Here is a 12,159-nt window from a genome sequence, read left to right on the forward strand (position 1 = left end):
GGCCACACCCTTAAGCACCCCTAGGGGCCGGCAGCTCGACCGGCCATCTGTCCCCGGGGTGGTGCCGGTCGAACGAACGGCGCACATAGGACAGCGAGTCGAGCAGGTCCGTGGAGGTGATGGCCCGGGCCGGGCGTACGTCGGCGACGCCGTTCAGCGGCATCCTGCCGATGTCGGCCCAGCACAGCCGGCCGTCCGCGGCGATGTAACTCCGGCTGAATCCGGCGTTGTCCGGATGCAGACAGTAGGGAACGTCGAGATATCCCCTGGCGAACGCCGTGAGCAGCGCGGCGCCGAGGTCGTCGTCCAGCTCCAGCACGGCGTTCACCAGGGCCGACGCCTCGGCGTAGGTCTGGGTGGCGGTGCCGTCGAGCGGGGTGCGGGGCGTGCGCGCCGCGACGGCCGCGGCGTATTCGAGGGCGGCGACGTTCTCCGCGATCGACGGAATGCGGCGGGATTCCGCGACGGTTTTCACGATGAGCCGTTCGGAGCCGCTGGCGACGGCGAGTTCGGCCGCTTTTCCGAGCAGCCGGTAGGCGCCTTGCTCGGTTTCCGGGAACAGCCCCATGTAGGCGTAGACGACGACGTGCCATTCGGTGTCCGGAAGCAGTCGCGCGCATAGGCTGCGCAACGCGGCCACGGCCTCGGCGTCCTGGCCCGGGTCGGTCTGCTGGGCGTAACTCACGGAAATGCTGCGGATGCCGTGCCGGCGGAAGAACAGTGCCTCCAGCACGCTGACCGCGACGAGCAGGGCGGGCGGGCAGAGCTGGCCGAGGACGCAGCCGCCGAAGGTCTCCAGGTGTGGTTCGCCGCCCGACTCCCGCTGTGCGGCGAGCAGTTCGCAGGAGACGGCCCAGTGGGCGACGGACTCGCGCAGCGGGACCCGGCCGTAGGGCAGGCAGTAGGAGACCGGTCCGCCCTCGGAGGCGTCGAGTCCGACGGCCGTCAGCGCCCGGAAGATGTCCTGCGGCGCGGCCGAGCCGTGCCGGACCTGGACCGGGAAGTCGGGTCCGTGGATCCCTTCGAGGACGCTCAGGGTCGTGGTCGTCTCGTGGCTCACGATCGGGTAGCCGTTGAGGGCGACACCCTCCAGGACGGCCAGTTCGGCCGACTCCAGGTCGCCGACCCGGGTGTAGCTGTCCAGGGTGATCGTGCCGACGGTGGTCGCCGCGGCGCTCCGGGTGGCGAGCAGCCCGGCCCGCATCCGTGCCGGGCTGCTCATCCCCATCCGGGGCTGGACCACCAGGTGGCCGGCGTCGTGAGCCCGGCGCACGAACGCGCCGAACCCGACGCCGGTCACACCAGGGCCCGCTGCGGCAGCGTGTCGAGCATCCGCCGGAAGGCGGCGACGCCCTCGGCGCTGTCGTCGAACACCGCGTCGTAGCCGGCGGCGCGCAGCGCGGCCACCTCGTCGTCGCCGCAGGGGCCGGCGATGCCGAGCTTGCCGCCGATGACGGCGGGCACACCGGCGAGCTCCGGGCGTTCGCGCAGCCGGGTGACGGTGCGCATGCCGTCGTGGTAGCCGTGGCCGTTGACGCTGCTGATCACGATGAGGGCCGGGCGGTGCGCGAGGGCCTCGGTGATGAGCAGGTCCTCCGGGACGCAGGGGCCGAGGTTGACCACGCGGTGCCCGTGCTCCTCCAGGAGGAGCTGGAGGTAGACGAGGTTCCAGGTGTGGGAGTCGGAGATGCCGCCGGCCACGAGCACGGGCTGGTCGCCGGGGGCGGGGGCGGTCGGGAAGGGGCTCATCACAGGGCCTGTCCGTGGTCGTAGGTGCGGGTGTGCTGGATGCGGGAGACGGAGACGAGGGCGTCACCGCGGACGACGATCTCGGCGGGAGCGGGCCGGCCGAGGAACATCAGCAGGCTGGCCGTGGGGCCGTAGGCGCCGGCGTTGGGCACGGTGAGCAGGTCGCCCGGTGCGAGCTCGGGCAGCGGGACGTTCCGGCCGAGCAGGTCGCCCGGGGTGCACAGGGGTCCGGCGAGGCTCGCCGGGGTGCCGTCCGCGCCGACGGACTCGTACGGCTCGACGGACACGGGCAGGATGCGGCCGAGTCCGGACATGCCGCCGAAGGTGTTGATGCCGGCGTCGAGGACGAGGTAGCGGGTGTCGCGGCTGTCCTTGACGTTGACGACGGAGGTCAGCAGCGTGCCGCTGTCGGCGACCAGGTAGCGGCCGGACTCGCAGGCGATCTGCGGTGCGCCGTCCCGCCAGCCGGGGAAGTGCTCGTCCAGTGCCTCGGCCAGGGCGTCGCGGAGCCCGCCGTAGACGGGCCGCTCGCCCTGCACCGCGTAGGGCGCGGCGAACCCGCCGCCGATGTCGAGGAGGCGGAAGCTGACGCCGAGGGCGTCCTGGAGGGCGGCGGCGGTGGCGACGGTGTGGCGGAACTCGGCGACGAGGCTGGCCTCGTCCTTGGCGTTGCTCAGCGGGAAGAAGTGGAGCCCGGCGATGCTGGTGCCGGGTACCTCGCGCAGTGCGGCGGCGAGGCCGGGCAGGGTCTCGCTGTCGAAGCCGAACTGCGAGGGGACGCCGGTCATGCGGATGCTGGTGGCGGCGGCGCCGGTGGCGTTGTTGACCCGGATCAGGCAGTCGGCGGTGACGCCGAGTCCGAGCGCGCTCTCGCCGACGCGGCACAGGTCGCCGTAGGACTCGGTGGAGAACAGGCGGACACCGCGCGTCAGCGCCTCGGTCAGTTCCCCGGTGGTCTTGCCGGGGCCGGTGTAGAGGATCCGGTCGCCGGGGAAGCCGGCCCGCAGGGCCGCGTCGAGTTCGCCGACGGAGCTGATCTCGACGCGGCAGCCGCGGGTGCCGCCGGAGCGCAGCTCGCGCAGCAGTTCGGGGTGCGGGTTGGCCTTGGCGGCGTAGAACACCTCGACCTCGTCGGGCAGCGCGGCGAACAGGTCGTCGCGGGCCGCCGCCACCCGGTCCAGGTCGTACACGTAGGACGGGGTGCCGAAGCGTTCGGCCAGCTCGGTGAGGCCGGTCACGGGGTGGTTCCTTCCAGGAGACGGGCGAGCTGCTTGCGGTCGTGCTTGCCGTGCGGGGTCAGCGGCAGCTCGGCCACGACGCGGCTCACGCCGGGCACCTTGGCGGGCTCAAGCCGCAGGGACAGCTCCTTCAGCAGGGTGTGCGGGTCGATGTCGCCCTCGGCGAACACCGCGAGGTCGCGGCCGGGGGCGGGCGGCAGGACGGCGGCGGCGCGGACGCCGGGGACGTCGGTGGCGGCGCTCTCGATCTCGGTGGTGCTCATGCGCACGCCCTTGTGCTTGAACATGTCGTCGCGGCGGCCCTCGTAGTACAGGAAGCCGTCCTCGTCCACATGGCCGAAGTCGCCGGTGTGCAGCCGCAGTCCGCCGCCGGGCGCGGGCCGGAAGGCGCGTGCGGTCTGTTCGGGCGCGCGCCAGTAGCCGGGCATGACGTGCGGCCCCTCGACCACGATCTCGCCGGTCTGCCAGGGCGGCAGCGCGTTGCCCTCGTCGTCCACGACGAAGGCGCGGGTGCCGGGCAGCGGACGGCCGACCGAGTCCGGTCTGGCGTCCTGGTGGGCGGGCGGCAGCACGGAGACGCGCTTGCACTCGGTCTGCCCGAACTGGATGATCACCTCGGCACCCGGGAACGCGGTGCGCAGCCCGTCGGCGGCGGACTTCGGCAGCGCGGCACCGGTGTTGGTGAACATGCGCACCCGGGACTCCCGGCCGGTTTCGCGTTCGGCGAGGGCGCAGATCATGGTGGCCAGGGACGGCACGATGGGCACGATGGTGGCGCCGCTCTCGCGGATGCGGCGCAGCAGCACCAGGTCGGACTCGCCGTCGGCGAGCACGATCTCGCAGCGGCCGGCCGCGGTGAGCAGCACCTTGTACAGGCCGTAGTCCCAGGAGATGGGGAAACGGCAGAACACCACGTCGTCGGGGCGGTAGCCGAGTTCCAGGTTGATGGCCTCGGTGGCGAAGACCATCCGGCCGTGCGGGCAGATGACGGCCTTCGGCGCGGCGGTGGAGCCGGAGGTGTAGACGAGGACGGCGATGTCCTCGGGGTCGACGTCCGCTCCGCCGGAGCGGGCGCCCCGCACCCGCAGCGCGGTGATCTCCCGCCACGCCTCGCCGAGGCCGAGGACCGGGACGCCGCCGGCGAGGGCGGTGATCCGGTCGACGGCCGGGTCGCTGACGACGACCAGCGCGGGGTCGGCGTTCTCGGCGACCGACCGCAGGTGGTAGTCCTTCATGCCGGTGTTGACGGGGACCAGGACGGCGCCCCGGCGCGCGGTGCCGTACAGCAGCGCGACCAGTTCGCGGGTGCTGGGCAGCTGGACGAGGACCCGGTCGCCGTGGCCGATGCCGCGCTCCTCCAGCCAGGCGTCGACGGCGTGGCTGTGGGCGGCGAGTTCCCGGTAGGTCCAGCGGCCCGTGCCGTCGGTGACCGCCGGGGCGTCGGGGCGCTCGGCGGTGGCCTCGTCGAGCAGGTCGTGGACCCGGGCGTCGGTACGGGCCTGGGCTGTGGGTTGACCGTTCACTGCGACTCCTGCCGCCTTTCGTGTGTGCGTCCCGCCCCGGTGGTCTGCCGCATGGCCGTGGCCTGGGAGGCGAGCTTCCTGCGGTCGGTCTTGCGGTTGGAGTTGAGCGGGAGCGCGTCCAGGTGGTGGAAGGCGCGCGGGACGACCCCGGCGGGCAGCAGCTCCCGCAGGTGCCGGGCGAGCCGGGCCGGGGGCACGGGCTCGCCGGTGTGGAAGACGGCCAGCTCCACCGTGCCGTCCACGGGCACCGCCACGGTCACGGCGTCCTCGACGCCCGGGCAGGTGCGCACGGCGGCGTCCACCTCGGCGAGTTCCACCCGCACCCCGTGCACCTGGACCTGGGCGTCCTGGCGGCCCAGGTAGATCCAGCCGCCGTCACCGGCCCGCCGGACGCGGTCGCCGGTGCGGTAGAAGCGGTGGCCGTCGTGTTCCAGGAACCGTCCGGTGTCGTCGGCCGGGTCGAGGTAACCGGGGGTCAGCTGGGGTCCGGCGACGCACAGTTCGCCCTCGTCCCGGGCGGTGGGCGCGCCGGAGGGGTCCAGCAGCAGCGTCGCGTGGCCGGGGTGGACGGCGCCGATGGGCACCATGTCGTTCGGGTAGCGGCCCGGCGTCCAGCGGTGCGCGGTGACGGTGATGGTGAGCTCGGTGGGGCCGTACAGGTTCTCCAGGGTGGCGCCCGGTGCGGCGGCGGCCCAGTCCTCGGCGTCCTTGCAGCTGAGCGCCTCCCCCGCGAAGAAGCTCCACCGCAGCGACGGCAGCGCGCCCGGCCCGAGTCCGCCGGTGCGGCGCGCCAGGGTGATCGCGCTGGGCGTGGAGAACCACACGGTCATCCGCTGCTCGGCCACGAACTCCGGCAGGCGCGCGTACGCCCGCGCCGGGACCGGTACGACGGCGGCGCCGGCGCCCCAGGCGCAGAACAGGTCGAACATCGCGCAGTCGAAATTGAGGTCGAAGGTCTGCGAGAAGACGTCGTGCGGCCCGAAGTCGTAGCGCTCGTCGAGCAGGCGGAAGTAGTGCGCGGTGTTGGCGTGGGTGACCGGAACGCCCTTGGGCCGGCCGGTGGAGCCGGAGGTGAACAGCACGTAGGCGATGTCGGAGGGCCGGGCCGGCAGGGGCGCCTTCAGGGCGCTGTCCGGGTCGACGGCGAGTGCCGGCATGGGGTGCCCGCCGGGCGCGAACAGGGTCGGCAGGGTGACCCCGGCCTCGTGCAGCGCGGTCAGGGCGGGCAGGGCGTCGTCGTCGGCGAGCAGCGCGCCGACCCCGGCGGCCTCGATCATCTGCCGGGTGCGGGCGGCGGGGAAGGCCGGCTGGAGGGGTACGACGGTGACGCCGCTGTACAGGCCGGCCAGCAGGGCCGCGTACGCCGTGGGTCCCTTGCCGGCGAGGACCCCCACGGCTCGCTGCCGCCCGGGGAGCCCGGCCAGCAGCGAGCCGGCCAGCAGCAGGGCGCGCTCGTGCAGTTCGCGGTAGGTGAGCTCGACGCCGTCGGCGCGCAGCGCGGGCCGGTCCGGGGCGAGGGCGAGGCCGCGCGCGAACCGGCCGGACAGCGTGCCGTCCATGGTGGGGTGCACGGTGGCCGTCCCGTCAGCTCGCGGTGCTCTGGAGCATGCCGCGCACGGTGTCCCACAGCACGCCGGCGGTGCGGAAGGTGTCCATGGTCAGCGCGCTGTCGCGGAAGCGGACCTGGTAGTCCTCCTCCAGCGTGCCGAGGAGCTGGACGGTGCCGAGGGAGTCCAGGCCGAGGTCCTTCAGGTCGGATTCCGGCGTCAGCTCCTCCTGCGGCGGAAGGAACGGCAGGAAGGGGCGGAGTATCTGTTCGAACCGGTCGTCCCACATGGGTGCCTCCAACGTGTCGGGGGGTCAGGCGGCGCGCGAGCGGCGCCGGGGGGTCATCGCCAGCCGCGGCTGCGCGGCGACGACGTCGAACTGGCGGGTCGTGCTGGGGACCCGGCCGAAGAGGCTGTCGGGCCCGGCGACGCACACGCGGCGGACGCCCGCGTCCTTGAGGGCCGTGGTGACGCTCGGCCAGTTCATCGCGTGGTCGAAGCCGTCGAGCAGCATGGTGCGCAGTTCCTCGCCGGTGCGCAGCAGCCTGCCGTCCTGGTCGGCGACGACGGGCAGCTCGGGGTCGGCGAAGGTGTAGCGGGACACCACCTCGCGCGCGGCCTTGTCGCGCAGGGGGCGGAAGGCCGACGCGTGCATGGGGGGCCGCATGGTGTACAGCGGGAGGCTGCCGATGGCGCGCAGCCGCTCCTGCATCCACTCCACGCGGTGCTCGGACAGGGAGACCATGTAGAAGCCGTCGTCGACGTGGCAGGAGATCTCGTGCCACTCCCCCGCCGCGTCGAGGTCGGCGAGGATCGCGTCGAGTCCGTCGCGGGGGGCGCGGACGAAGGACAGGGTGACCTTGTCCTGGTGCTCCTCGGCGAAGTACTCCTCCAGGCAGCGGGCGATCTCGGCGGTCAGCCGGATCGCGTCGGGCAGCTCCAGGGCGCCGGACCAGGCGAGGGCGGCCTTCTCGCCGAAGCTGGGCCCGGCGACGATGCCGGGTTCCACGCCGAGGTGGTCCCGGGCCCAGTGGGCGCAGGCCAGGCAGTTGACGAGGAAGGCGACCTGGGCGGCCTCGGAGTAGTCGCCCGGGGAGGTCCGGAAGGCGTCCACGAGCGAGTAGCCGAGCGCCTCGTCGGCGACGTCGACCAGGTCCCGGGCGAAGGGGTTGGCCACCATGAACCTGCCGACCTCGGCGAACGGGACGGGGCCCATGCCGGGGAAGACGAGCGCGGTGTCGTGTGCCATGGCGGGTTCTCCGCCCCCTTTCACGGACGCGTGGATGTCAGAGGCTCTTGAGGAAGTCGGTCATCACTTCGAAGAACCGTTCCGGTTCCTCCAGGTGGGGGAGGTGGCTGGACTCCTCGAAGATCTCCCAGCGCGCTCCGGGGATGCCGTCGTGGTACGGCTGGACGACGGCCGGCGTGGCCTCGTCGTGGCGACCGCTGATCAGCAGGGTCGGCGTGCGGACGCGGTGCAGGTCTTCGACGATCGACCAGTCCTTGAGCGAACCGATGACATGGAACTCGTTGGGTCCGTTCATGGCGTAGTAGACGGTCGGGTCGTTGTAGATCTCCATGAAGGAGGACAGGAAGTCCCGGGGCCAGGGCGTCACGCGGCACACGTGGCGGTCGTAGAAGACCCGCATCGCGGCCAGGTACTCCTCGCTGTCGTAGGTGCCGGCGGCCTCGTGCCGCAGCAGCGCCTCCTGCACGTCCGGCGGCAGCTCGGCGCGCAGGCGGGCCATCTCCTGGAGCCAGACGGGGTACGAGGCGGGCGCGTTGGCGATGACCAGTCCGCGCAGTCCGGCCGGGGCGGTCATGGCGTGCCGGGCGCACAGGGGGCCGCCCCAGGACTGGCCGAACAGCACGTAGTCGTCGCCGATTCCCAACTGCTCGATCAGGTTGGCGAGTTCCCTCTCGAACAGCTCGACGGTCCAGAACTCGGCGCCCTTGTCGGGCAGATGGGTGGATCCGCCGTTGCCGAGCTGGTCGTAGTGGACGACGGGCCAGCCGTCCTCGGCGAGCCTGGCCAGCGGCAGCAGGTAGTCGTGGGTGCTGCCGGGGCCGCCGTGCACGGCGACGACCGCCGGGCGTCCCGCGCCGAGTTCACCGGTCACCCGGTACCAGGTCCGGTACTCCCCGAAGGGGACGGTGCCCTTCGCGCTGGGATCCGGGGACACGCTGATCACCTCTGCTCGGCTGCGGGACTTCGGCGGCGGCCGGGGACGGGACGCCGGCCGGGACCGGGAGAGCCGGGGCGGCGGGGTCCGTGCCCCCGTCCGGTGCGCCGTGTCTCTGCCCGTGTTCCGCAGCCGACGCTAACCGCCGCCGTGCCGCCGCCGGACCCCTAGCCGCCCCTAGGCGGGGGCCGTCCGGGAGGCGGCGTCTAGGGGTCGGCGGGCGGTGGGGCCACGGCCCGGCCGCGAGCCGCGGCGTGCTTGCGGCTCCGCGCGGCCGGACGAGCGGCGAGGTGAGCGCGGGGACGTGCGCCCCGGCCGGGACGCCGCCCGCCGGGGGGCCCACCCTGCCCACGGCCGGTACCCCACCGGCGGCAGGCTCACGCCCACGGGCCGCATGTGCCCCGCCACGGCGGCGACCTCGCCCACCCGGAAGGCGTCCGCCTCCACCACGGCGGCAACCTCGCCCACCCGGAAGGCGTCCACTCGCCCACCCGGAGCGCACCCGCCTCCCCCACGCCGACAACCTCGCCACACGGAAGGGCCCGCCTAGCTCACGGCGGCAAGCTCGCCCACACGGAAGGCGTCCACCCCACCCACCCGCAGCGCACCCCCCTCCCCCACGCCGACAACCTCGCCACACGGAAGGGCCCGCCTAGCTCACGGCGGCAAGCTCGCCCACACGGAAGGCATCCACCCCGCACCCGCAGCGCACCCGCCTCCCCACGCCGACAACCTCGCCACACGGAAGGGCCCGCCTAGCTCACGGCGGCAAGCTCGCCCACACGAAGCGCACCCGCCTCCCCCACGCCGACAACCTCACCCACACGCAGCGCGTCCGCCTTCGCCTACGACCGGCACCACCACCGGCGGCGAGCTCGCCCACACCGGCCGCGCCCACCACCCACTCGAATGGCTCACCGGCCAGCGGCATGGGCGCCCTCGGCGGCTCCCGTCACCAGGAGCCGCGGCCGTCCCCGGCCCTGGGTGTCGTCGCGCGCACCCGCATGTCACGGGCAGCGGTGCCTAGGGGCGCCTAGGGGTTGGGGCCCCGGTCGTGGCTGCTTAGCGTGCGAGGGGCGGCTGACAGCGCCGCACCGGCGCCGGGCCCGGACCCGCTCCGATACCGGCGTGTCCCGCTCCCTCCGTGCGATGAGGACATGATGACTGCACCTGCCGAACCGGCCGACGGGGCCGCGCTGCCGGAGTTCCCGATGCGGCGGGCCTGCCCCTTCAGCCCGCCGGCCGCCTACTCCGGGCTGCGCGAGACCGAGCCGGTCTCCCGGGCCCGGCTGAAGGTGAACGGCAAGCCCGCCTGGCTGGTCACCCGCCACGACCTGTACAAGAAGATCCTGGGCGACTCCCGGGTCAGCGCCAATCTGAAGCTGCCCGGATATCCCCTCCAGGTGCCGGTCCCGGAGGAGACGCTCCAGTCGGTGCCGCTGACCTTCCTCTCCATGGACCCGCCGGACCACACCGTGCAACGCCGCATGCTGGCACCGGAGTTCAGCGTCCGCAGGATGCGCGAGCTGCGCGGCCGGGTGCAGCAGATCGTGGACCAGCAGATCGACCAGATGCTCGCCAAGGGCGCGGACGGTCCGGTCGACCTGGTCACCGCGCTGGCCCTGCCGGTGCCGTCCCTCGTCATCTGCGAACTGCTCGGCGTGCCCTACGAGGACCACGGCCGGTTCGAGGAGTGGGCGTGGGCCATCATGAACCACGACATCAGCGACGAGGACCGAGGCCTCGCGCACTACGAGCTCGACCGGTACGTGGACGGGCTGGTCACCGCCAAGGAGAACGAGCCCGGCGACGACATGATCAGCCGGCTGATCGAGTTCAACCGGCAGACACCGGCGGTGGAGCACTCCGACATCGTCAGCATGTCCAAGCTGATGCTGGTCACCGGGCACGAGACCACCGCCAACATGATCGCCCTGGGTGTGCTGGCCCTGCTGGAGCACCCCGACCAGCTCGCGGCCCTGCGCGAGGAGCCCGAGCTGATGCCGAAGGCGGTGGAGGAGCTGCTGCGCTTCTTCTCCATCTCCGACGCGGGCACCGCCCGGGTCGCCCTGGAGGACATCGAGCTGGGCGAGGTGACCATCCGGGCCGGCGAGGGCATCCTGCCGCTGAACAACGCGGCCAACCACGACGAGCGCGTGTTCCCCGACCCCGACCGGCTCGACGTGCGGCGCGAGGCCCGCAGCCACCTCGCGTTCGGCTACGGCGTCCACCAGTGCATCGGGCAGAACCTGGCGCGCATGGAACTGGACGTCGTGTACTCGACGCTCCTGCGGCGCGTGCCCACGCTGCGCCTGGCCGCCCCGGTCGAGGAGCTGAGGTTCAAGGACGACGCGATCGTCTACGGCCTGTACGAGCTGCCCGTCACCTGGTGACACCGCGACCCCGCCCCCGTACCCCGCTTCCGTCACCGACACGTTCCGAAAGGCAGCCATGACCCAGTCCGCCGACGCCCTGCCCGAGACGGACGAGCCGCTCCCGCGGTTCCCGATGCGGCGCACCTGCCCGTTCAGCGAGCCGCGCGAGTACGCCCGGATGCGCGCGGACGACCCCGTCTCGCGTGCCGCGCTGAAGGTGAACGGCAAGCCGGCCTGGCTGGTCACCCGGCACGAGGACGTCCGGCAGGTGCTGGGCGACAGCCGGGTGAGCTCCAACCTGAAACTGCCGGGCTACCCGCACCAGTTCCACATCCCCGAGGAGATGCTGGCGCAGGTCCGGCTCATGATGCTCAACATGGACCCGCCGGAGCACACCGCCCAACGGCGCATGCTCATACCGGAGTTCACCGCGCGGCGGGTGAAGGAGCTGCGCCCGCGCATCCAGCAGATCGTGGACGAGCACGTGGACGCGATGCTGGCGAAGGGGGGCCCGGTGGACCTGGTCACCGCGCTCGCGCTGCCGGTGCCGTCCCTCGTCATCTGCGAACTGCTCGGCGTGCCCTACGAGGACCACGCGCAGTTCGAGGAGTGGTCGGCGGCGATGATGAACCACGATCTGAGCCCGGCGGAGTACGGGGCGGCGGTGCAGGCCCTGGACACGTACCTCGACAAGCTCGTCACCCTCAAGGAGAACGAGCCGGGCGACGACCTCATCAGCCGGTTCCTGGAGAAGAACCGCACGGAGCAGGTCGCCGACCACGCCGACGTGGTGACGATGGCCCGGCTGATGCTGGTCGGCGGCCATGAGACGACGGCGAACATGATCGCCCTGGGGGTGCTGGCCCTGCTCCAGCACCCCGAGCAGATGGCGGCGCTGCGGGACGACCCCGCGCTCCTGCCCAACGCCATCGAGGAACTGCTGCGGGTGTTCTCCATCTCGGACTCCGGCACGGCACGGGTGGCGGTGGCGGACATCGAGGTCGGCGGCGTCACCATCCGCGCCGGTGAGGGCATCCTCGCCCTGAACAACGCCGCCAACCACGACGAGTCCGTCTTCCCCGACCCGGGCACCCTCGACATCCGCCGCAAGGAGGCCCGCAGCCACCTGGCCTTCGGCTACGGCATCCACCAGTGCATCGGCGCCAACCTGGCCCGGGTGGAGCTGGAGACGGTCTACGGCACGCTGCTGCGCCGCGTCCCGGGACTGCGGCTGGCGGCCGAGCCGGAGGAACTGCGCTTCAAGGACGACGCCATGGTCTACGGCGTCTACGAACTCCCCGTCACCTGGTGACGGCCGACCCGAACGGAGTCCCCCTCATGCGTGTCACCGCCGACCGGGACCGGTGCGTGGGCTCGGGCCAGTGCGCGATGCTCAGCCCCGAGGTGTTCGACCAGGACGACGACGGCCTCGTCCTGGTGCTGCGGGAGGAGCCGGCCGCGGATCACCACGAGGCGGTCCACCAGGCCGCCGACCTGTGCCCGGCGCAGTCGATCCGCGTGCACGGCTGAGCGTCCGCCGGTAC

At 72.9% G+C, this 12,159-nt stretch carries 11 protein-coding genes; 3 read left to right on the top strand and 8 right to left on the bottom strand.

Going from position 1 to position 12,159, the window contains the following annotated elements:
• Positions 1-10: 10 nt before the first annotated feature.
• From AB0946_RS14525 to AB0946_RS14560, 8 genes are read right to left on the bottom strand one after another with little or no spacing between them, the layout of a single operon-like run.
• Entirely contained in the window at positions 11-1,300 is a 1,290-nt protein-coding gene (locus AB0946_RS14525) for a methylaspartate mutase (RefSeq protein ID WP_366760914.1), read from the bottom strand.
• Entirely contained in the window at positions 1,297-1,749 is a 453-nt protein-coding gene (locus tag AB0946_RS14530) for a cobalamin-dependent protein (RefSeq protein WP_366760915.1), read from the bottom strand. Before AB0946_RS14530 ends, AB0946_RS14525 begins: the two co-directional genes overlap by 4 nt.
• Complete coding sequence (locus tag AB0946_RS14535) at positions 1,749-2,987, bottom strand: type III PLP-dependent enzyme (protein ID WP_366760916.1); 1,239 nt, start codon at positions 2,985-2,987, stop codon at positions 1,749-1,751. Before AB0946_RS14535 ends, AB0946_RS14530 begins: the two co-directional genes overlap by 1 nt.
• Positions 2,984-4,510 carry an AMP-binding protein gene (locus AB0946_RS14540; RefSeq protein ID WP_366760917.1) on the bottom strand — a complete coding sequence of 509 codons (1,527 nt, stop codon included), beginning with the start codon at positions 4,508-4,510 and terminating at the stop codon, positions 2,984-2,986. Before AB0946_RS14540 ends, AB0946_RS14535 begins: the two co-directional genes overlap by 4 nt.
• Positions 4,507-6,069 (bottom strand): amino acid adenylation domain-containing protein, encoded by a 1,563-nt coding sequence (locus AB0946_RS14545; RefSeq protein ID WP_366761096.1) that lies wholly within the window; start codon positions 6,067-6,069, stop codon positions 4,507-4,509. The genes AB0946_RS14540 and AB0946_RS14545 overlap by 4 nt, the downstream gene beginning before the upstream one ends.
• A 25-nt stretch (positions 6,070-6,094) precedes the next feature.
• Entirely contained in the window at positions 6,095-6,346 is a 252-nt protein-coding gene (locus AB0946_RS14550; RefSeq protein ID WP_059255999.1) for a phosphopantetheine-binding protein, read from the bottom strand.
• Between the two features lie 24 nt (positions 6,347-6,370).
• A complete protein-coding gene (locus AB0946_RS14555; RefSeq protein WP_366760918.1) occupies positions 6,371-7,306 on the bottom strand; it encodes an acyltransferase domain-containing protein in 936 nt (311 codons plus the stop codon).
• Positions 7,307-7,343: 37 nt separating this feature from the next.
• Positions 7,344-8,240, bottom strand: a complete 897-nt coding sequence (locus AB0946_RS14560) for a proline iminopeptidase-family hydrolase (RefSeq protein ID WP_366760919.1) — start codon at positions 8,238-8,240, stop codon at positions 7,344-7,346.
• Between the two features lie 1,160 nt (positions 8,241-9,400).
• Here AB0946_RS14560 and AB0946_RS14565 point away from each other — a divergent pair.
• From AB0946_RS14565 to AB0946_RS14575, 3 genes are read left to right on the top strand one after another with little or no spacing between them, the layout of a single operon-like run.
• Positions 9,401-10,633, top strand: coding sequence for a cytochrome P450 (locus AB0946_RS14565; protein ID WP_366761097.1), 1,233 nt, complete (start codon positions 9,401-9,403; stop codon positions 10,631-10,633).
• A 58-nt stretch (positions 10,634-10,691) separates the two neighbouring features.
• Positions 10,692-11,927 carry a cytochrome P450 gene (locus AB0946_RS14570; RefSeq protein ID WP_366760920.1) on the top strand — a complete coding sequence of 412 codons (1,236 nt, stop codon included), beginning with the start codon at positions 10,692-10,694 and terminating at the stop codon, positions 11,925-11,927.
• 26 nt (positions 11,928-11,953) lie between these two features.
• Entirely contained in the window at positions 11,954-12,145 is a 192-nt protein-coding gene (locus AB0946_RS14575; protein WP_366760921.1) for a ferredoxin, read from the top strand.
• The last annotated feature ends 14 nt before the right edge of the window (positions 12,146-12,159 follow it).

This window comes from Streptomyces sp. NPDC046870, from assembly GCF_040704595.1.
Classification (GTDB): Bacteria; Actinomycetota; Actinomycetes; order Streptomycetales; family Streptomycetaceae; genus Streptomyces; species Streptomyces argyrophylli.

Coding starts and splice junctions, on each gene's coding strand:
- AB0946_RS14545 (WP_366761096.1), bottom strand. CDS start 6,069: ATGGACGGCACGCTGTCCGGCCGGTTCGCGCGCGGCCTCGCCCTCGCC.
- AB0946_RS14550 (WP_059255999.1), bottom strand. CDS start 6,346: ATGTGGGACGACCGGTTCGAACAGATACTCCGCCCCTTCCTGCCGTTC.
- AB0946_RS14565 (WP_366761097.1), top strand. CDS start 9,401: ATGACTGCACCTGCCGAACCGGCCGACGGGGCCGCGCTGCCGGAGTTC.
- AB0946_RS14575 (WP_366760921.1), top strand. CDS start 11,954: ATGCGTGTCACCGCCGACCGGGACCGGTGCGTGGGCTCGGGCCAGTGC.
- AB0946_RS14555 (WP_366760918.1), bottom strand. CDS start 7,306: ATGGCACACGACACCGCGCTCGTCTTCCCCGGCATGGGCCCCGTCCCG.
- AB0946_RS14570 (WP_366760920.1), top strand. CDS start 10,692: ATGACCCAGTCCGCCGACGCCCTGCCCGAGACGGACGAGCCGCTCCCG.
- AB0946_RS14530 (WP_366760915.1), bottom strand. CDS start 1,749: ATGAGCCCCTTCCCGACCGCCCCCGCCCCCGGCGACCAGCCCGTGCTC.